The sequence below is a fragment of the Hymenobacter sp. BT491 genome, assembly GCF_014349165.1.
In the GTDB taxonomy this organism is placed as follows: Bacteria; Bacteroidota; Bacteroidia; order Cytophagales; family Hymenobacteraceae; genus Hymenobacter; species Hymenobacter jejuensis.
This window is the reverse complement of record NZ_JACSJJ010000005.1, coordinates 56,238-76,352: the sequence shown is the minus strand read 5'-3', so window position 1 is coordinate 76,352 and position 20,115 is coordinate 56,238. Positions and strand designations below refer to the sequence as shown.

Below are 20,115 nucleotides of genomic sequence, written 5' to 3'. Positions count from 1 at the left end.
CCGAGATCGGCTACGCCACTTCTCCTTCTTTGGTCTTTATCGAGCCGTGCTCGGCCTTGAAGCCGCCATCGGCCTTCCAGGGGTTGGTGTTGCCCCAGGCGTCGTTGGGGTTGTCTTTGAGGTAGTGCACATCCGGGCCGTGGTCGGGGGCGAAAATCAGGCGGGCGCCAGCGTAGAACTCGAAGCGGTTGCCGCCCGGCTCGTCGATGTAGATGAAGAAACCCTCGTCGGCTTTGTGGCGGGTAGGGGCCCCCATGGCCAACGTGTAGCCGCTCTCAATCACGTAGTCGCAAGCCAGCAGCACTTCTTCACGGCTGTCGAAGGCGAAGGCCACGTGGTTGAGCGCGCCCATGCCCGGCTGAATGTGCGGGTCGGTGAAGATGGCAATGTCGTGCGACAGGTTGCCGATGCTAAAGAGCCCGCCCACCGGCGGAATCTGGTCGGTGATGCGCACCTCATCGGGGTTTTTTAGGCCCAGGCCCTTCCAGAAAGCTTTTTCGGCCGGGTAGCTGGTGGTGTTTAGCGTTACGTGGTCGAAGCGGCGGGGCGAGAGGCCGCGGCGGCGGTTGCTGGCGTAGCGGTCGGTGAAGACGCTACCCCGCTCGCCGGTTTCCTTGAGCCACACCACGTCCCAGAACACCTCGTGCAGGTGCCCATCCGGCGACTCGAAGCGGTAGGCGCGGCCGTGGCCCAGGTCGCCGTCCGTCCAGCCCCGGCCCGCGCCGGTGCTCTCCAGGTACGCGACCACGTCTTCCAGCGCCTCGGGGCTGTCGGCGCGCCAGCCCAGGTGGCCTAGGCCGGGCGTGTCGCGCTGCGTGAGCTTGAGGGTGTGGTGAAAGTAGTCGCCCCAGCAGCGCAGGTACACGGAAGTGTCGTCGCGCCCGGTTTCGTCGAGCCCCGCTACGTCGGTAAAGAACTTTACCGAAGCCTCCAAATCGGTGGTATACACCTCAATGTGAGCCATTTGCGAAAGGTAATGTGGGTTGCGTGCCATAAGCTTGAAAGCCCCGAGGGCTACTTAGGTTGTTGTTTCAGAATAGATTGATACAGGTAGTAGCTCTGCTTGGGAATGCGCGTGAGGGCGGGGCTGGTGCGGTCCACGCCCACGAGCCCGAACTTGATCGAGTAGCCGAAAATCCACTCGAAATTGTCGGCGTAGCTCCAGTGCAGATAGCCCAGGGTTTTGGAGCCGGCGGCCAGCGCCCGCTGCACAGCCGCTAGGTGGCCCAGCAGGTACTGGCAGCGGCGGGCGTCGTTAATTGTGCCGTTGACCACGGCCTCGTCGGGCTCGCCGTAGGCCGCGCCGTTCTCGGTGATGAGCACCGGCACGTTCTGGTAGTCGGCTTTGAGGCGCATCAGCAAGGCATAAAGCTGGTCGGGCCGGCTGGGGCCATTGTTGCTGGTGGGGGCGGGCTCGGGGTTGAGGCCCAGCCAGTTCACGCCCAGCGGGGCCGTGGGGTCGACCTTCACGAAGGCCGGCGCGTAATAATTCACGCCCAGAAAATCGGGCCGGTTGGCTTTCAGCAGCGCCAGCTCGGCCGCCGTGGGCCGGAAGGTTGGGTTGTATTTCTGGAGCGAGTCGAGGGCCCGCCGGGGGTAGCTGCCGCGCAGCACGCCGTCCAGAAACAGGCCGTTCAGCAATTCGTCCTGCAAGGGCACCACGGCCGTCTCGGCGGCATTGCCCGGCGTGAAGGGCAGCACGGGCGAGAGGTTTAGCGTGATGCCCACCTGGCCCGGCAGCTTGAGGCGGTGGTAGGTGGCCACGGCGCGGGCGCTGGCCAGCAGCATGTGGTGCGCCCCCGTCATGCCCGCCGCGTAGCGCACGTTGGCCGGGGCCTTGCTCTGCTCCAAGTTCATCAGATAATGCTGCACGAAGAACTCGATGTAGGGCTCGTTGAAGGTGATGAACTTCTTCACCTTCGGGCTGAAGTGCTTGAAAATCACCTCCGCGTACGCCGCGTACCAGTCCGCCGAGGCGGGGTTGGCCCAGCCACCTTTTTCAATCAGCGCCTGCGGCAAATCGAAGTGGTAAAGCGTCACCACTGGCTCGATGCCAGCAGCCCGCAGGTCGGCAATGAGCTGGTCGTAATGGGCCAGGCCCTTGGCGTTCACCGCGCCCGTGCCCTGCGGCATGATGCGCGACCAGGCAATGGAAAAGCGGTAGGAGTTCACCCCCAGCGCCTTCATCAGGGCAATGTCTTTGAGGTAGGTGGCGCGGTCGTACATGTTGTCGGCCACGTTGCCCGTCTCCTTCTTGCCAATGGTGAATTGGGTGACGCCGATTTTATTCGCCATAAAATCCCAGTTCGACTCACCCTTGCCATCGGCCTGATAGGCGCCTTCCACTTGGTAAGCGGCCGTGCTGGTTCCCAGCAGAAATCCCTTCGGAAAGCGGATAGAGCTGGCCGCCGGTACTTGCGAACCAGCAACTGGCGCTTGCGCCATGCTCATGCCCCCGACCAGGAAACCTAAGAGGCAGCCCCAGATTTTTTTATATTTCATAAGCTACAGGCTGGCCGAAGCCGCATCGTTCAGTGAGGAATTATGAAGCTTTAGTGCCCGTCGCAAGGCCACGAACGAGGCCAGATACCCAACGCCTGCCCCCGTAGCGGCCGACAGTAGCAAGGATATAGCCTTGCTAATCAGATGGTTATCGCTTATCATAAACTGCGCCACCAGCAAGGCTACCAGCACCGGTACCGCAAATAGTAGCCCGATGCCCACGCCATTTAGCACGGCAGCCGGCAACCAGCCCAAGCCACTTGGTCGGCCCGGCAACGTGGCAAATGTGGCAATGGTAGTAGCGAGCGCCGAAATGAACACGGCCGGCAACAAAAGCGTCAGCAAGTTGGGCGCGCCCCCTTTTACATTGATGGCCGACACCGGCAACAGAATGAAAAAAGGAATCACGGCATTGATGACCAGATTGGCCAGCGTTGCGGTACGCGCATTGCGCTTTCGGAAAGCTTGCATTGGCGGAAGGATTTAGGCCATCGCACTGCTCGTGCGTACCTGTGCGGGAACACATTTGAAGTTGGTAAGTGAGTGTTAACTCACATATGCCGACAAAACAAAAGTATGTCCTTATTCTCCGAAGGGCTATGCAGATTCCGGCTTTTACTATGTAAATTCAATCCCGACCGTATGTGCTAGGTTTTCCAGCCGTCGGAGTGAGCAGAACATGACCGAGGCCGGTAGCTCAGTGAGCTACAAGAGGCTCATGGGTGAGTGTATCTTACTTCGAGAGCTTGTATTCTTTGGGGGTGGTTTGGGTTTTGGCCTTGAAAAAGCGACTAAAATTGCTGTGGTCCTCTTTGCCCAGCTTGAAGGCTATCTCGCTGATGCTCAGTTCTGATTGTTTCAGTAACGCCTTGGCTTCCAGCAATACCATGTCGTCGAGAGTATCCTGTGCGGAGCGGCCTGTAGTGGCCTTCACGCACTTGTTGAGATGGTTGGGCGATACAGCCAGCAGCTCCGCGTAGGTAGATACATTGTGCTTTTCATAGATGTGCTGCATCAGAGCATTCTTGTATTGCTGGGTGATGCGGGCCGCGGCGTTGGGGCCGGTTTTCTCACTGGGGTCGGCATAGCGCTTCAACTCAAAAAATAGCGTCAGCAAGTATACGCGGGCCAGGTCGAGCACGTCGGGCCGGCCGGCATTGAGTTCTTCTTCCATCTGCTGCATAAGGTGCAGAACCCTAGGCATTACGGCCTCTGGCACATGCACGAGGGGGTTGCCGGTAAAGCGCAGAAAAGGAATTTCCGCAATGACCTCGGGCTGCACAAACGACTTGGTGAGTAGGTCCAAATCGAAGTGGCAGAAAAAGCCCGTGCTGTCCGGGCTCATAAACTCGTGGGTGGTGATTTGAGTGGCTGGCAGAAAGAAAAAGGTGTTTTTGCCCAAATCATACTCATTCAGGCCTTTGCTGCGCCGCGTCCGGCCCTGCGTAAGAAAAATGAAATCGTGAACCGTTTTGCGGTGAGGGGCGAGGGGAAAAGGAATGTGCTCCAGATGCGTTTCGAGCCGATTGATATGAAATACGTCGTTGAGGGCCGTGAACTGCCACTCGTCCCAGGTTTCAAAGTGGTGCCGGCCCAGGTCGGCAGGATTAAACAGCGGAATCGATTTCGATTTCATAAAGCAGGGTGTTGGTATAAGTATTTGATTATCAAATACTTATATGCATTGGGTTTGTTCAGTCACCAGTATAAATGCGTCTTAGCAGTCTGAGTCAATGCTATGAAAGTGGTGCAGGCATTGAAGACCAAGATCAGTTGCTGATGCAGATAGTCGTTGGGCTGGCTTCATTTCTATCTGAGACGAGTCAAAAAATAAGGAAGCTAAGTGCAAGTGAAGGGGAAAGTGGGGCGCATTTCGGATTGAATTTGCCAATTGGATTGAATCTGCACAACAAATGCCGGAATATACATAATGATCCGGTAGGTATGAGCATACATTTGTTCAATTCAATACGGTGAGTTATTACTCACTAACCAAGTTCCTACATATTCTTTAGTAGACCCTTGCCCTCAAGTTCTTCCGGGCTTCTCCGTCATGTGGCGGTTGCCTGCCAACTGGCCAAGTAACGGGAGCTTCTTTCTGCCGCATTCGCGTTTCACACCTTCATCTTTTCAATCATGAACACAGGTTTTACTCGGCCACAACCTCGGCTTATGACCCGATTGCTGCTGTTTTTTCTGCTGGCATTAATGGCCGGGCAAGCTCTGGCGCAGAGCACTGGCGATCTTACGGGGCGGGTGACGGACAGCAAAGGCACCGGGCTACCTGGAGCGACCGTAGTGGTGAAGGGCACCAACAACGGCACCTCCACGGATGCGACCGGCGCTTTTACCCTCAAAGGCATCGCGTCCGGAAACGTTAGCCTCACGATTTCTTTCGTGGGTTATGCAACGAAAGAGGTACTGGTGCCTCTGGATAAACAGGGCGACAACCTGACCATCAGCATGACCGACGACAGCAAGTCGCTGGATGAAGTGGTGGTAACAGGCGTGTTCGACCAACGCACCAAGATGGAATCGTCGGTCGCCATTTCGACCCTCAACGCTAAGCAAATGCAGCTGCTGGCGCCTACCAGCGCCGCCGATTTGCTCAAAACCGTGCCGGGCGTGTACGTGAACCAAGCGCGCGGCGAGATCAACAACACTGTGTACACGCGCGGCATTTCGGCGGGCTCGATTGACAATGCCAACGGCTACTACTACGTGTCGCTGCAAGAAGACGGGCTGCCGGTCACCAACGTGAACCTGGGCGTGGACAACTACCTGCGCGCCGACGTGACCGTGGCCCGCCTAGAGGCGGTGCGGGGCGGCACCGCTTCTATTCTGGGCACCAACTCGCCGGGCGGCATTTTCAACTACGTTTCGAAAACCGGCGGTCAGAAAACGGAGGCGGAAATCCGCACCAAATTTGGCTTGGAAGGAAACGGCAAAAACCCTTATTACCGCGCCGACGCCAACCTAAGCGGCCCGCTAAATGCGGCCAAAGACCTGACTTACAGCATCGGCGGTTTTTACCGCACCTCGCAGGGCGCCCGTTACCCCGGCTACCAGATGAACAACGGCGGCCAGGCGAGGGGCAACATTGTGAAGAACTACGCGACCGGCTCTTTGAAGCTGTACGGCAAGCTGCTGCTCGACCACAACGCGGTGGCGGAGTTTATTCCGTCGCAGAGCTTCTCGGACCCCAAAATCCTGTCGGGCCTTTCGGCCACCGACTCGTATTACTTACCCAATATTTCAGTGCCTTTCCCCATCAATAGCGGGGAAACACGCACGTTCAACACCACCGATAAAATCTACAACCGGGACCGCAGCATCGGGCTGCTCTGGACTCAGGACTTGGGCCACGACCTGACACTGACCAACAACTTTCGGTATTCTAACCAGGCAACCACGGTGAACACGCCGTCGGTGGTAACCCCGATTTCAACCACGGGCTTGCTGTTTTACGCTATTCCGCACCTGCTGGGGCGGTTTGGTACCTACACCTTCACCGACCAGACCAACGGGCAGGTGCTGGGCACGGTCACGCAGTCGCCTAACATCATCAACGGACAGTTTGCGGGCTTCAACTTCACGCCGGGGGCCAACAACAACTTCCCCGGGGCCAACGTGCAGCCCAACTCGTTGTTTTTCCTGCCCATGTTCTATCAGGACACGCACATTCAGAACGTGCTCAATCGTTTTGACCTCACTAAGAAGCTCGACAACATGAGCTTTACTCTGGGAGGCTTCTACGCCAATACCTTGGTTGATCGTGTGGGCGGGGCCACCGACGCCGGCATCGGGTTTGGCACCATTCAGAACCAGCCCCACCTCACCAACATCACGCTGACAGGCTTCGACGGCAAAACTTACCAGGTGACCGACCCCAACGGCATCGTGGACGTGGGCCGTGATGGCATCAACCACAACCACGGCCGCCAAGAGCAGATTGCCCTCTTCTTTGGCCACAGCTGGAAGCTGACGCCCAAGCTGAACTTCGACTACGGCCTGCGTTACGAGCACACCCACCACACCGGCTACAACGTGCAGCCCGTGGCCAACCCGCTCCGGAATGACCCCACCTACGGCGGCCGCGACGGCAACCCCCTGACGCTGTACGACAACGGCGGTGGCACCGACGGCAGCCCGTTGAACTTCGACCAGACCTTCAAAACGTTCTCGTATACGGCGGCCCTCAACTATGCTTTCAGCGAACACTACGCCTTGTATGGTCGCTACTCCAACGGCCGTAAGTCGCCGGACCTGACGTATTTCTTTGCCTTGAATACGCCGTTTTTGCGGGATAACCCGAACGCCTTCTCGCAAAAAACCGAGCAGTTAGAGTTCGGCTTCAAGGTAAACACCGCCAAGCTAAGCGGCGCCCTCACGCCCTTCTACAGCCAGTTGAGCAACGTAGCGACGGTGCAAACCTTCACCAACGCCGACAACACCACTTACACGCCTCCCGTACAGTTTGCCCGCTACAAGACCTACGGTGTGGAAGCGGAGGCCAACTACGCCCTGACCACCAACCTGTCGGTGCGGGCCACGGCCACCGTGCAGACCTCGGAAGCCACCAAAATCAGCAGCTGGATATCGAACGGCCCCGGCCCCCAGGACGACGTGCTGGTAAGCTATTCGGGCAACGAAACCGACAACAATGCCAAGCTCATGCTGAGCGCTGCCCCCACTTACACGCTGGGCAAATTCCTGGCTCAGGTGAACTGGTTTTACCTCGGCGACCGCCAAGCCAACGTGAGCAACGCCTTCAAGCTGCCCGGCTTCAGCCAGTTTGATGCCACAGTAGCCTACGATGTGAACGCTCATTTTCGCCTTCAGGGCAACGTCAACAACATTTTCAACACCTACGGGGTGCTGGGCTGGGTAGGCCCCGGCGGCTTCCCGGCCGCGCTCGACCGCCAAGCCTTTACGCCCCAGTACGTGCAGGCCAACCCCAACGCGGTATACGCCACCCAAGGCTCAATGCCCCGCGCGTACTTCCTGTCGGCCGTTTACAAGTTTTAAGAGCCTGCGGTACTGCTCCTCTCTTGCGCGTGCTTCCATAGCATGGCGGCAAGAGAGGAGCAGTACCGTTAATGGGCCTGTAGATTATGTATTTACATAAGTACTTGATAATAAAACACTTATGTACAATAAAGACATTCGCTTTGCATGAGAAAGCACCTCGTTGCGCTTCTGTTTTGCCTGGGGGTGGCCGGAGGTGCGTTGGCGCAGCCTGGCACGGGGTACCACAATCCGGTGTTGCCCGGCTTTTACCCGGACCCTAGTGTGTGCCGGGTGGGGGCTGATTTTTACCTGGTAAACAGCAGCTTCGAGTACTTTCCGGGGGTGCCCATTTTTCATAGTAATGACCTAGTGAATTGGGAGCAAATCGGGTACGTGCTCAGCCGCCCGGCGCAGTTGCCGCTGGCAAAAGCCGAAGCTTCGCTGGGCATATTTGCGCCGACCATCCGGTATTACAACGGGACTTTCTACGTGATCACGACCAACGTCATGGGCGGGTGGAATTTCCTGGTGACGGCCAAAAACCCGGCCGGTCCGTGGTCCGACCCCATCTGGATTCAAACCAATGCCGAAGGCGGTCCTTTCATCATCGATCCGTCCCTGTTTTTTGACGACAATGGCAAAGTATATCTGACAACAACGGGTCGTCAAGCCGGCGTGCCCAGTATTCAACTGGCTGAAATTGACGTGACTACCGGCAAGCTCCTGACCCAGCAAACCGGCATCTGGCCCGGTACCGGCGGTCGCTACCCCGAAGGGCCGCACCTGTACAAGAAAGACGGCTGGTACTACCTGCTGATTGCCGAAGGAGGGACCGAATACGGCCACAAAGTGACCATTGCGCGCAGCAAGGCCGTTGCGGGGCCTTACCTCAGCAACCCCGCCAATCCCATCCTGACTCACGCCCAGGTGAGCGCCCAAGACAACCCGATTCAGGGCGTCGGCCACCCCGATCTGGTGCAAGCGCCGGACAACTCTTGGTGGATGGTCGCGTTGGGATTCCGCGTGATTGGGCCCCGTAGCAACCATCATATTCTGGGCCGCGAAACGTACTTAGTTCCGGTCAGCTGGCCGGCCGGCGAGTGGCCGGTGGTCAATGGCAACGGCACGCTGGCCGAAGACATGAAGGTGCCGACTTTGCCGCAACATCCGTTTCCGGCGGCCCCGGTGCGCGACGACTTCAACGCCGGCAAGCTCGGCTGGGCCTGGAACTTCCTGCGCAATCCCGACCCGACAGCCTATTCTCTCACCGATAAAAAAGGCTTCCTGCGCCTGCGGGGCAACGCGACTACGCTGGACAGCACCTTGGGCTCGCCAACTTTCGTGGGGCGCCGCCAGCAGCACTACGATTTCACAGCTACCACCGCCCTGGAGTTTACGCCCCAAGTGCCGGGGCAAGAAGCCGGACTCACGGTGCTGATGAACAACCGCCACCACTACGACCTCTTCATTCGGCAAGCCGGCGGCCAGCGCCACTTGGTGCTGGCCTATACGCTGGGCCGCGTTCGCCATGTGGAGAAGGAGGTAACGCTGGTACCAGGGCCCGTACAACTGCGCGTGACCGGAACCCGGCCAGCTTATACTTTTTCGTATGCTCAAGGAAATCAAGGCTTTAAGCAGATCGCAACGATCGATGCTTATTTGATAAGCTCAGAAACGGCCGGAGGATTTACGGGCGTCTATCTGGGTCTGTACGCCACGGCTGCGGGCAAAAAGTCTTCCTCTGACGCCCTGTTTGACTGGTTTGGTTACGCGCCGAAGTAGGCCGGCAGTCCGGCCTTCGGACTGTTCGCCATTGCTTTTAATAAACAGAAACCCTTTTCACCACATGAAGAAGTTTTCGCTGGGCATGCTGCTTTTCTGTGCCTTTACTGCTCGGGCGCAACAGGTGATTCCGCTGTATACGGGCAAGGCGCCAGGCTCGGAAACCTGGACTTGGACCGAGAAAGAAAATACGCAGAACATGTTCAACACCCGCGTGGTGTACAACGTGACTTCGCCCACGCTCACGGCCTATTTGCCGAGCCCAAGCCAGGCCACGGGGACGGCCATCATCATTTGCCCCGGCGGTGGTTTTCACACGCTTTCCATCGACAGCGAAGGCAATGACGTGGCCAAATGGTTGCAAGCCAAAGGAGTAGCGGCATTTGTGCTGAAGTACCGGCTTGTGCACAGCCTCACCGACGACCCGGTGAAGGAAAGCTTCGCCCTGTTCAGCGACCGCAAAAAGCTCGACGCCATCAACGCGCCGGTGGTGCCGCTGGCCATTGCCGATGGCAAAAAAGCGATGGAATACGTGCGCAGCCACGCGCAAGAATTAGGAATACTGCCCAATCAGATTGGGTTGATGGGCTTTTCGGCCGGCAGTACCGTGGCCGCGGGTGTGGGCTACAGCTACACCGCTGCCAACCGTCCCGATTTTTTGGCTCCTATGTACGCCTACCTCGGGGCCTTGCCCAAGCAGCCGGTACCCACTGATGCGCCGCCGCTTTTTGCCGCTGCCGCCAGCGACGACCAACTCGGCCTGGCGCCGCAAAGCGTGCAGCTGTACAGCGATTGGCTGGCGGCGGGCAAGCCGGCCGAGTTGCACGTATACGCCAAGGGCGGCCACGGTTTCGGCATGCGTCAGCAAAGCCTGCCCACCGACACCTGGATTGATCGTTTCGGCGAATGGCTGAAGCTACAGGGCTTGCTCACCCTCCAGCACCTGCCGCCGGGTGTAACGATGGCGACCATCGACGGCGCCCGCAAGCGCCAAGAGCTATTGCTGCGCACCGATTGGGCCAACCTGCAGCGCTATGCAGCCGCCAATCAAAAGCTGCCCGCCCCCAAAGCAGGGGAGCGCCGGGTGGTAATCATTGGCAATTCCATCACGGAAAACTGGGCGCGCGACGATTCCGCGTTTTTCAAGGCGCACAACTACATCGGCCGGGGCATCAGTGGCCAAACCACTCCGCAAACGCTGGCCAGGTTTCGGCAGGATGTCATTGACCTTCACCCGGCGGCGGTAGCCATTCTGGTGGGCACCAACGACGTGGCCGAAAACACCGGGCCCTATCACCCGGCCACCACGCTGGGCAACATCCAGTCGATGGTCGAGCTGGCCCAGGCCCACGGCATTCGGGTGGTGTTGGGGTCGGTGCCGCCTGCCTACGACTTTCCGTGGCGCCCCGGCTTGGCACCCGCGCCCAAAATCATCGCCCTCAACCAGCAGCTAAAAGCCTATGCCGCTCAGCATAAGTTGGTGTACGTAGACTACCACACGGCGCTGGCCGACGAGCGCCAGGGCATGAAAGCCGCCTATTCCGCCGATGGCGTGCACCCCAACCTGGCCGGCTACCGCGTGATGGAGCCGCTGCTGGAAAAGGCCGTGGCCGCTGCGCTCAAGAAGTAGGCGCGGGAATGAATGAGGCACAGAAAACAAAGCACCCTAAAAGGCCGCCAGATACCACGGCTCATCCAATGGAAAGCAGGGGCTTGTTGAATGTCAGTGGATCTGCGTTTGGTAACTTATTGACTGTTAGATATTTGTAAAATAAGCCTTGGCAGGGCCGCGACACCCTCCGACAGCATTGCCACGAGCCTGCACACCCTGAAAAGGTTGCTCAACTGACTCCTTATTATGAAGCACTCTCTGATCGCCTTTTGTCTGCTGCTCTCGACTGCTGCCGTCCGGGCGCAAACGCCTGCGGAGTGGCCAGCTGCTTTTCAGGCCCCGCCCCAGTCGGCCAAGCCTCGGGTGTGGTGGCATTGGATGAACGGCAACGTGACCAAAGAAGGCATCACCAAAGACTTGGAGTGGATGCAGCGAGTGGGCATTGGCGGCATGCAGCAGTTCGAGGCCAACCTGGGCACGCCGCGCTTGGTGAAAACGCCCGTGGTCTACGGCTCCGAGGTGTGGAAAGACGCCCTGCACCACACCGCCGCCGAGGCCAAACGCCTGGGTCTGGAGTGGACGCTCTCGGCGGCTGGTGGCTGGAGCGAAACCGGGGGGCCGATGGTGACGCCCGCCGAAGCCATGAAAAAGATCGTGTGGAGCGAAACCCGCGTGACGGGCGGCCAGCTTTTCCGGGGCAAGCTATCTGCCCCGCCCGCCGTGGCTGGCCCAATGCAGGACGCCGCCTTAGTCGACCCGCAGGCGGGCCCCGATGCCCCCAAGCCGCCGTCGTTCTATAAAGATTTTTCGGTGGTCGCCTACCGGCTGCCGGCCACCGACGTGCCCATGCGCGAGCGCAAGCCCACGCTTACGGCCAGCGACGGCAAGGCCAACCTTACCTCACTCACAGATGGTTTACTGAGCACGAGTACGACCGTAAAGGTGGCGCCCGGCACCAATACCGCGTGGGTCCAGCTTGAGTTTGTCCAGCCTTTTCGGGCAGAAGCCGTGACGGTGGGCGCTCACCTGCTGGGCGGGTTCAACCCAGTACCCGCCAGCGGGCAGGTGCTGGCCAGCAACGACGGGAAGAATTTCTGGCCCCTGGCTACGCTGCCAGGCGCCGTGCACCGGCCCGCGCCGCAGCTGACGTATTCCTTCCCGGCTACTACGGCGCGGTTTTTTCGGGTTGAGCTGCGGCCGGTAGCCAAGGATATCTACGACATTTCGGCGGGCCTGAATGCGGTGCTGGGCAACACCAAGCCCCCGACAGAGTATGCCGTAAGCGAAATAGAAGTGCTGACCGGCGCGCGCGTAAACCGCTGGGAAGACCAAGCAGCTTTTGGCCTGATGTACGAGTACCAGTCGGTGCCTACTGCCCTCACAACCAACGCGGTATCGTTGGGCCAGGTAATAGACCTAACCAGCCGGATGCGGCCCGACGGCTCGCTCGATTGGCAGGTGCCGGCCGGCCGTTGGGCCATCCTGCGCATGGGTTACTCGCTCACTGGCATCACCAACCACCCGGCCCCGCCCGAGCTAACCGGACTGGAGGTTGATAAGTTTAGTAAAGCGCACGTTACCAGTTACTTAGAAAACTACTTGGCACCCTACCTCAAAGCCGTAGGTGACCAGCCTGGCCCGCAATACCTGCTGCTCGATAGCTGGGAAGCCGGCGTGCAAAACTGGACCGACCAGATGCTGCGCGAGTTTAACGCCCGCAACGGCTACTCGGCTACGCCCTACCTGCCGGTGCTGGCCGGTCGGGTGGTGGGCAGCGCCGAGGTCAGCGACCGTTTTTTGTGGGACTGGCGCCGCACGATTTCCGACCTTTTGGCCGACAACCACTACACCACCATTGCTGAGCTGGCCCATAAAAAAGGCATCAAGCTCTACGCCGAGGCGCCTGGGGCGGCCCTGGGCACACTCGGCGACGGCCTCAAAAGCAAGGGCCGGGTGGACATTCCGATGGCCGAATTTTGGACGGAAAACCCCGGTGGGTTCCGCGCCGAGCATCAGGCCGACGTGTTGGAAGCCGCTTCGGCCGCCCACATCTACGGCAAGCCCATCATTGCCACTGAGTCCTTTACCGACGTCTCGCGGCCCTACGGCCCGCCCGCCTACCTTAAGTACATGGCCGACCACTATCTGGGCCTGGGGGTGAACCGCTTCGTGATCCATACCTCTGTGCACCAGCCGCTCGACAGCCTTAAACCGGGCATCACGCTGGCTATTTTCGGCCAGAACTATACCCGCCAGAACACCTGGGCCGAGCAGGCCGGGGCCTGGAATGCCTACCTGGCCCGCTGTTCGTACCTGTTGCAGCAAGGGCAGTTTGTGGGCGACGTGGCCTACTTTATCGGCGAGGATGCGCCTACCGTGGCCCCGTTCTGGCAGTCCCAGCGCCCGGCCGTGCCCGAGGGCTACAAGTTTGACTATGTCAATGCCGAAGTGCTGGCCACGGCCAAAGTCGAGAACGGCCGCCTGGTGCTGGCCAGCGGCATGCGCTACCGCGTGCTCGTGCTGCCCGATCGCCTCACCAAGACGACGCTGCCGCTGCTGCAAAAACTGCAGGCGCTGGTGGCCGCGGGCCTGGTCGTGTCGGGTCCGAAGCCGGTGGCCTCGCCGGGCTTGGCCGGTTACCCCGCCGTGGATACGCAGGTGCGCACCTTGGCTACCGAGCTTTGGGGAGGCACCGACGGTCAGGCTAACCTGCTGAATACCTACGGCTTAGGCCGCGTGTACTGGGGCAAACCGCTGGCCGACGTCCTGATGGCGCTGCAAACACCCGAAGACTTGGCCTACAGCAAGCCCCATCTCAACACGACCCTGAGCTGGATTCACCGCCAGGACCAGGGGCAGCACGTCTATTTTGTAGCCAACCAGCAGTATCAGCCGGAAAACCTGGACGTGCGCTTCCGCGTGACGGGCCTTGTGCCGGAGCTCTGGCACCCCGATACGGGCTTGCGGGAGCCGGTGAGCTACCAAATCGCCGACGGGTTCACAACGGTGCCCTTGCGGCTGGAGCCCTACGGGTCGGTGTTCGTGGTGTTTCGGCAGGCTGCCACGGCATCTTCGGCGGCTGTGCCTTATGCAGTGCCGACGCTCGTGCAGACGCTGGCCGAAAATTGGCAGGTGAGCTTTCCTAAGTTGTTTAATAACACCACGTTATGGCGGCCCGCTGCGCTACAGTCGTGGACGGCCTCGGGCGACAGTACGCTGCGCTATTTCTCTGGTACTGCCACGTACCAGCACGAATTTAAGGTGGCTAAGAAAGCGCTCGGCGGCAAGCTGCTGCTGGATCTGGGGGAGGTGAAGGAAATCGCGGAAGTCAGCCTGAACGGCCAGCCGCTGGGCATTCTCTGGAAAGCTCCGTTCGTAGTCGACATCAGCCCGGCCGTGAAAGCGGGCACCAACAAGCTGGAAGTAAAAGTTACCAACCTCTGGACCAATCGGCAGGCCGGCGACGCCCGCCTGCCCGTGGGCCAACGTGCTACCTTCGCTACCAACGCCATTTTCGGAAACGTCTTGCCCGTGCCGCCGCCTTTGCCCTCGGGGCTGCTGGGGCCGGTCGTGATTCTGAAACAGGAAAGACGCATCCAATAAGCGGCCTATGCGCCCAAAAGCACAAAAACCGGGCGAGCCTAGGCTCGCCCGGTTTTTGTGCTTCGGCGATAAATAAATGCTACAGCATGTGCCGTAGTTTATTTTAATAAATATTTTATAATCAGACAGTTATGGCATGCCCTTGCCGCCTGCCGATCCGTAAACTTGGCCGGTGGCATAGCTGGCGTCGCTGGCGGCCAGCTGCACGTAGATAGACGCCAGCTCCGCGGGTTGGCCGGGCCGGGCCATGGGCGTGTCGCCCCCGAAGTTTTTCAGCTTTTCCTGCGTAGCTCCCCCGCTGACTTGCAGGGGCGTCCAGATGGGGCCCGGCGCCACGCCGTTGACGCGGATGCCTTTCGGCGCCAGCTGCTTGGCCAAGGAGCGCACAAAATTGGTAGTCGCCGCCTTGGTCTGGGCGTAATCGTACAAATCCGCGGAAGGGTCGGTGGCCTGCTCGGAAGTGGTGCCGATGATGGCCGAGCCGGGCTGCAAATGCGGCAAGGCCGCTTTGATGATCCAGAAAGGCGCGTAAATGTTGGTCTTCATCGTCCAGTCAAACTGCTCGGTCGAGATGTCGAGGATGGAGGCATGCGCCTGTTGCCGGCCCGCGTTGCTCACCACAATATCGAGTCCGCCCAGTCCGCGTACGGCCTCATCGACTAGCTTTTTGCAAAACGCCTCATCGCGCAAGTCGCCCGGAATGGCAATGCCCTTGCGGCCTTCTTTCTTGATAAGCGCAATGACTTCTTTGGCGTCCGCTTCTTCGGCCGGCAGGTAATTGATGGCCACGTCGGCTCCTTCGCGCGCATATGCGATGGCCGCGGCACGGCCCATGCCCGAGTCGCCGCCCGTGATCAGGGCCTTACGCCCGGCCAGACGGCCGGAGCCTTTGTAGCTGGTTTCGCCGTGGTCGGGCCGCGGGTCCATCTGGCCCGCTAGCCCCGGCCAGGGCTGCGACTGGCCTTTGAAGGGCGGCTTGGGGTATTTGGTGGTAGGATCGGTGAGGGGAGCGGCCGCCGATTCGGCGGGCAAGGGCGCGCCTTCGGCCGGCAGAATCGGCGCCACGGCCGCCACGGCCAGGCCGGCGCCCAGTCCGTTGATAACTTGGCGTCGGCTGAATTTATTTTCTTCGTTCATGGTGTCAGGTGATGGTTGGCTCTGGTTGGTTTGGTAGAATTGATTTGGGCTGCTGAATGGCTATTCGGAGCCTTTCAGGGATTGCATATCGATGACGTAGCGGAAGCGTACTTCTTCGTCCTGCATCTTGTCGAAGGCGTCGTTGATGTCCTGCATCTTGATCATTTCCACTTCCGGCAAAATGTTATGCTCGGCGCAAAACTCCAGCACTTCCTGCGTTTCAGCAATGCCCCCGATGATGGAGCCCGCCACAGACCGCCGGTGCATGGCTACTTCCTGGTTGTCGAGCGGCGCTTTGTAAGGGCCCAGCAAGCCTACGGTCGTGATCACGCCGTTGCGCTTGGCCAGCTTGACGTAGTCGTTCACCTCGAAGGCGTCGGGAATGGTGATGAGAATGAAATCGAACTTCAGCTCGTGGGCCTTCATGGCGGCCGCGTCCGACGAAATAAGGACCTCGTGGGCGCCTAGTTTCTCGGCGTCGGCTTGCTTTTCCTTGTCGCGCGTAACGGCCGTGACGGAGGCGCCCAGGGCCCGCGCGAGCTGCACGGCCATGTGGCCCAACCCGCCGATGCCCACCACAGCCACGCTCTGGCCGGGGCCCACCTTCCAGTATTTCAGCGGCGAATAGGTGGTGATGCCGGCACACAGGATGGGCGCCGCCGCCTGCGGATCCAGGCCCTCAGGGATGCGCAACACAAAGTCTTCTTTCACCACAATGTTGGTCGAGTAGCCGCCAAACGTGTTGAAGTCCTTGTTCTGCGGCTTCATGTAGCCGTTGTAGGTTGCCGTCCAGCTCACGGGGCCTTCGCAGTAGTTTTCTTCTTTTTCCTGGCAAGCCGGGCACACGCCGCACGAGTCGATCATGCAGCCGACGCCTACCAGGTCGCCGACCCGAAACTTGGTCACGCCGCTGCCCGCCTCGACCACCCGGCCGATGATTTCGTGGCCGGGCACGCAGGGGTAAATGGTATTGTGCCAGTCGTTTTTTACTTGGTGCAGGTCGGAGTGGCAAACGCCGCAATACAGGATGTCGATGTGCACTTCGTCGGCTTTCGGAGCCACGCGCTCGATGTCCATGGGCGCAAGTTTGTTGAATACAGAGCCCGTGGCTCCGTAGGCTTTCGTGGGGAAAGTTTGCATAGAAAGAAAGCAGGCGGTTTGGTTGGGGGAGGGGCACCGGGGAAGCCGGCGGGGTGATCCGTTCAACGCGGCCTTGCGGCCTAACGTTACGGTTCAGGCTGAAGTCGCCAAACGGGCTCCGCTAAGCTGGCGCTGGGATATAGCCTGAGCCGAAAATTTGGCCGCCGCCGTAAGCAAACAGCGAAGCATTTGTATAAATACGTAGCGGCAAAATTCAGTATTCGCCCAAGCGACAGCGCTCGACGGTTCTTCGCATCAATGCTTCCAGACCGCTATCGGCCTGCGGTGGCCTTAAATTCTATGAGGTAGTATGCGGTCTTGTTTATAAGCAATTGATATATAGATAGTTATACAAGAAAAGGCTTGCCGCATTGCTGCGGTACGCCAAGCGCTTGCACTTCTCGCGACTTGCCCGTGAATCCATGCCCCGCGTGCCCGTTCGGGCTACCGTTCAACATGAATTATAAAAATTATATATTTTAATTTACTAATAATAAATTGTACTTTGTTGCTTTGCGACTGGGCTGAGCGCCCAATGAAAGCACTGGAGAGAATCGAGTAGAGGAATCGCTTTAATCTATAGATCATGAACTTAGCCGTCTTGTTGCTAAAGTGCAAAAACGAACCGCGGGTAACTACCTTGACCCGCGATCGCATTCATCAGCTAACCACCAACGTGGCCGGCTATTTACAAGATCAGTCGGGTGGGCGGGAGGCACTCGAGTTTCGCGTGTTCGACTGGTTTGAGCTGCCCCAAACCAGCGACGACTGGAACGCCCTGCAATTCAATGCGGGCGCCACCGTGGTGCCCCTCGTGGAGCAGGGGCTGGGAGTGGATCTTTCGCCCTATGGCCATTTTGTGCTGGTGATCGACAAAGCCGATGCCCACAGCGCAGCCTGGAACACGCCCGGCCCGCTGAAGTACAACCACATGGCGGCGCAAAGCCTGAACCCGGCCATTTTGGGCCATGAGTTGGGCCACATGTACGGGGCCACCCATGCCAACCTGGATACGCCCACTGCCGCCCTGCCCTTTCAAGAGTACGGCGACCAATATTGCATCATGGGGCATGAGGGCAACAAGTTTACTTTCGAGGAGGAGCCCTTGCATGCCGTTGGCGGGCCGGGTATGACTGCCTCAACCCTGATCGGCTGCGGGTGGCTGGACTTGGCCCAACCCCACGTAACGCACGATTTGAGGGGCGCTCTTTCCTTACCTCCTCACCAGGCAACCGTCGCGCTAACGCCCTTACAGGGCGCCCCTCCGACAGCCTACGCCGGGTCGCCGGTGGTGGCCTTGGCAGATAGTCTTGCCGGCAGCCAACGCTTGCTTGTGGAGTATCGGGCGCGACAGGGGTGGGATCAGGGCTTTCCGAACGGCGCCCCCGGACGGGTGCTCGCGCACCTTACCAACGGCGCCAAACCGGGTGCCAGCACCCTGCTCATTGGAGCGATGATGGCGCAGGCCGGTGCCCAGATGTATTTGCCGCAGGCGGCCGTGACCGTGAAGGTAGCGGCGTATGATGCAGGCAGCAATGCCGTTACGCTCGCTTTTTCACGCCTCAACCCGCAGCTGGCCCACGTGTTTTCGGGTGGCGACGGCGTCATCTATGCCGTGGTGGACAACGGAGACCTGATGTGGTTTCGGCACGACGGACGCACCGACGGCAGCTTCCGCTGGACGGACAATAATCCGCGGAAAGTGGGCACTGGCTGGAACGTGAAACACGTATTCTCAGGTGGTGATGGCGTCATCTACGCGATTACCCCCAACAACGACTTGTTGTGGTATCGGCACGAAGGCAGGGGCGATGGCAGTTTCCGGTGGGCCGACAACGCGGGCCGCAAGGTGGGCGTGGGGTGGAACATGAAACACGTGTTTTCGGGCGGCGACGGCATTCTTTACGCCATCAACGATAACAACGACCTCCTCTGGTTCCGCCACGACGGACGCGGGGACGGTAGCTTCCGCTGGACGGACAATAACCCGCGGAAAGTGGGCACCGGCTGGAACATGAAGCAGGTCTTTGCGAGCAGTGAAGGCGTCATCTATGCCATCAACGATGCCGACGATCTGCTGTGGTTTCGGCACGACGGGCGCAGCGATGGCAGTTTCCGGTGGGCGGATGATAAGGCCCGCAAAGTCGGGACCGGCTGGAACCTCGAACATGTTTTCTCGGGCGGCGACGGCGTGATTTATGGGTTTAACCAAGATGCTGATTTACTGTGGTTTAAGCACGAAGGCCGCACCGACGGTAGTTTCAGGTGGGCAGCTGATAAGGCCCGCAAAGTAGGAGCGGGCTGGGGCTTTTCGCATGTAATGTATGCCCTGACCACCACGGGCGACTTGCTTTGGTATCGGCACGAAGGGCGATCTGACGGCAGTTTCCGCTGGGCATTCGAAGACGGTAAAAAGGTCAGCACGGGCTGGAACTACAAGCGGATCTTTTCCGGCGGCAACGGCGTCCTATACGGCGTAACCGACACCGGCGACCTGATGTGGCATCGTCATGAAGGCCGTGGGGTAGCCAGCCTGAAGTGGACCGACAACAAACCTCGAAAAGTAGGCGTGGGCTGGAACATGAAACACGTGTTTTCGGGAGGCGACGGGGTGATTTACGCCATCAACGACGCCAACGACCTCCTCTGGTTCCGCCACGACGGACGCGACGACGGGAGCTTTCAGTGGGCCGATACCAAAGCCCGCAAAGTGGGCACCGGTTGGGACATGAAGCACGTCTTCTCCGGTGGCGATGGCATCATTTACGCTGTCAACCAAACCGACGACTTGCTGTGGTTTCGGCACGACGGACGCCATGACGGCAGTTTTCAGTGGGCCGATACCAAAGCGCGCAAAGTGGGTACGGGCTGGAATATGAAGCAGGTATTTGCGGGTGGCGGGGGCGTGATTTACGCCATCAACGCCGCCAACGACCTGTTGTGGTTTCGGCACGAAGGCCGTAGCGACGGTAGCTTCCGCTGGGCCGATACCAAGGCCCGCAAAGTAGGCACCGGCTGGAATATGAAGCAGACACTCTCCGATTAGAAGGCCTTGGCAGTGCCCCACGCAAGACAAAAATAAATCCCGCGAGGGATTTATTTTTGTTTAATGCCTATACTGTAAAATATTGATAATCAATATTTTATGATTGAATATACATGTAATGCCCTAGATGCTTGGGGCCTCATTCTGCATGAACTTCATCCTCAATTGTTTATTTCCTGTTCTATAAATCTCAGCAGAATTCGGGCAGGCCAAATAACGCAGCGCCAACCGCGTACCTTGTAGCCACGATTCTTCAAAAAACAGCTTTACATTCCGACTTCCA

The 20,115-nt window shown here is 59.1% G+C and carries 11 protein-coding genes; 5 read left to right on the top strand and 6 right to left on the bottom strand.

The window, feature by feature from the left end; translation table 11 throughout:
- Positions 1–10 precede the first annotated feature (10 nt).
- The 4 genes from H9I52_RS20085 to H9I52_RS20070 all read right to left on the bottom strand — a co-directional run bounded on the left by H9I52_RS20085 (position 11) and on the right by H9I52_RS20070 (position 4,138).
- The gene (locus H9I52_RS20085; RefSeq protein WP_262386157.1) at positions 11–964 is read right to left on the bottom strand and encodes a VOC family protein; all 954 of its coding nucleotides are present in this window, start codon (positions 962–964) and stop codon (positions 11–13) included.
- A 50-nt stretch (positions 965–1,014) separates the two neighbouring features.
- Positions 1,015–2,502: a glycoside hydrolase family 1 protein gene (locus H9I52_RS20080; RefSeq protein ID WP_187455331.1), complete on the bottom strand. Its 1,488-nt coding sequence runs from the start codon at positions 2,500–2,502 to the stop codon at positions 1,015–1,017.
- 3 nt (positions 2,503–2,505) lie between these two features.
- On the bottom strand, positions 2,506–2,973 hold the full coding sequence (locus H9I52_RS20075; protein WP_187455330.1) for a hypothetical protein: 468 nt from the start codon (positions 2,971–2,973) through the stop codon (positions 2,506–2,508).
- 262 nt (positions 2,974–3,235) lie between these two features.
- Positions 3,236–4,138, bottom strand: a complete 903-nt coding sequence (locus tag H9I52_RS20070; protein WP_187455329.1) for a helix-turn-helix domain-containing protein — start codon at positions 4,136–4,138, stop codon at positions 3,236–3,238.
- Positions 4,139–4,674: 536 nt separating this feature from the next.
- On the opposite strand from H9I52_RS20070, the gene H9I52_RS20065 reads away from it, so the two are divergent.
- The 4 genes from H9I52_RS20065 (at position 4,675) to H9I52_RS20050 (ending at position 14,509) form a co-directional block, all read left to right on the top strand.
- The gene (locus H9I52_RS20065) at positions 4,675–7,530 is read left to right on the top strand and encodes a TonB-dependent receptor (protein ID WP_187455328.1); all 2,856 of its coding nucleotides are present in this window, start codon (positions 4,675–4,677) and stop codon (positions 7,528–7,530) included.
- Positions 7,531–7,677: 147 nt separating this feature from the next.
- Entirely contained in the window at positions 7,678–9,294 is a 1,617-nt protein-coding gene (locus H9I52_RS20060) for a glycoside hydrolase family 43 protein (RefSeq protein ID WP_187455327.1), read from the top strand.
- Positions 9,295–9,358: 64 nt separating this feature from the next.
- The gene (locus H9I52_RS20055) at positions 9,359–10,924 is read left to right on the top strand and encodes a GDSL-type esterase/lipase family protein (protein ID WP_187455326.1); all 1,566 of its coding nucleotides are present in this window, start codon (positions 9,359–9,361) and stop codon (positions 10,922–10,924) included.
- A 228-nt stretch (positions 10,925–11,152) separates the two neighbouring features.
- Entirely contained in the window at positions 11,153–14,509 is a 3,357-nt protein-coding gene (locus H9I52_RS20050) for a glycosyl hydrolase (RefSeq protein ID WP_187455325.1), read from the top strand.
- Positions 14,510–14,638: 129 nt separating this feature from the next.
- Here the strand turns inward: H9I52_RS20050 and H9I52_RS20045 are convergent, their stop codons facing one another.
- Both H9I52_RS20045 and H9I52_RS20040 read right to left on the bottom strand, forming a co-directional pair.
- Positions 14,639–15,646 carry an SDR family oxidoreductase gene (locus H9I52_RS20045; protein ID WP_139517585.1) on the bottom strand — a complete coding sequence of 336 codons (1,008 nt, stop codon included), beginning with the start codon at positions 15,644–15,646 and terminating at the stop codon, positions 14,639–14,641.
- Positions 15,647–15,706: 60 nt separating this feature from the next.
- On the bottom strand, positions 15,707–16,786 hold the full coding sequence (locus H9I52_RS20040; RefSeq protein ID WP_187455324.1) for an NAD(P)-dependent alcohol dehydrogenase: 1,080 nt from the start codon (positions 16,784–16,786) through the stop codon (positions 15,707–15,709).
- A gap of 586 nt (positions 16,787–17,372) precedes the next feature.
- On the opposite strand from H9I52_RS20040, the gene H9I52_RS20035 reads away from it, so the two are divergent.
- Complete coding sequence (locus tag H9I52_RS20035) at positions 17,373–19,832, top strand: tachylectin-related carbohydrate-binding protein (RefSeq protein WP_187455323.1); 2,460 nt, start codon at positions 17,373–17,375, stop codon at positions 19,830–19,832.
- Positions 19,833–20,115: the final 283 nt, after the last annotated feature.

Bases quoted from the DNA above. Each gene is read 5' to 3' on its own strand.
- H9I52_RS20085 (WP_262386157.1), bottom strand. From the start codon at position 964: ATGGCTCACATTGAGGTGTATACCACCGATTTGGAGGCTTCGGTAAAG.
- H9I52_RS20080 (WP_187455331.1), bottom strand. From the start codon at position 2,502: ATGAAATATAAAAAAATCTGGGGCTGCCTCTTAGGTTTCCTGGTCGGG.
- H9I52_RS20075 (WP_187455330.1), bottom strand. From the start codon at position 2,973: ATGCAAGCTTTCCGAAAGCGCAATGCGCGTACCGCAACGCTGGCCAAT.
- H9I52_RS20070 (WP_187455329.1), bottom strand. From the start codon at position 4,138: ATGAAATCGAAATCGATTCCGCTGTTTAATCCTGCCGACCTGGGCCGG.
- H9I52_RS20065 (WP_187455328.1), top strand. From the start codon at position 4,675: ATGACCCGATTGCTGCTGTTTTTTCTGCTGGCATTAATGGCCGGGCAA.
- H9I52_RS20060 (WP_187455327.1), top strand. From the start codon at position 7,678: ATGAGAAAGCACCTCGTTGCGCTTCTGTTTTGCCTGGGGGTGGCCGGA.
- H9I52_RS20055 (WP_187455326.1), top strand. From the start codon at position 9,359: ATGAAGAAGTTTTCGCTGGGCATGCTGCTTTTCTGTGCCTTTACTGCT.
- H9I52_RS20050 (WP_187455325.1), top strand. From the start codon at position 11,153: ATGAAGCACTCTCTGATCGCCTTTTGTCTGCTGCTCTCGACTGCTGCC.
- H9I52_RS20045 (WP_139517585.1), bottom strand. From the start codon at position 15,646: ATGAACGAAGAAAATAAATTCAGCCGACGCCAAGTTATCAACGGACTG.
- H9I52_RS20040 (WP_187455324.1), bottom strand. From the start codon at position 16,786: ATGCAAACTTTCCCCACGAAAGCCTACGGAGCCACGGGCTCTGTATTC.
- H9I52_RS20035 (WP_187455323.1), top strand. From the start codon at position 17,373: ATGAACTTAGCCGTCTTGTTGCTAAAGTGCAAAAACGAACCGCGGGTA.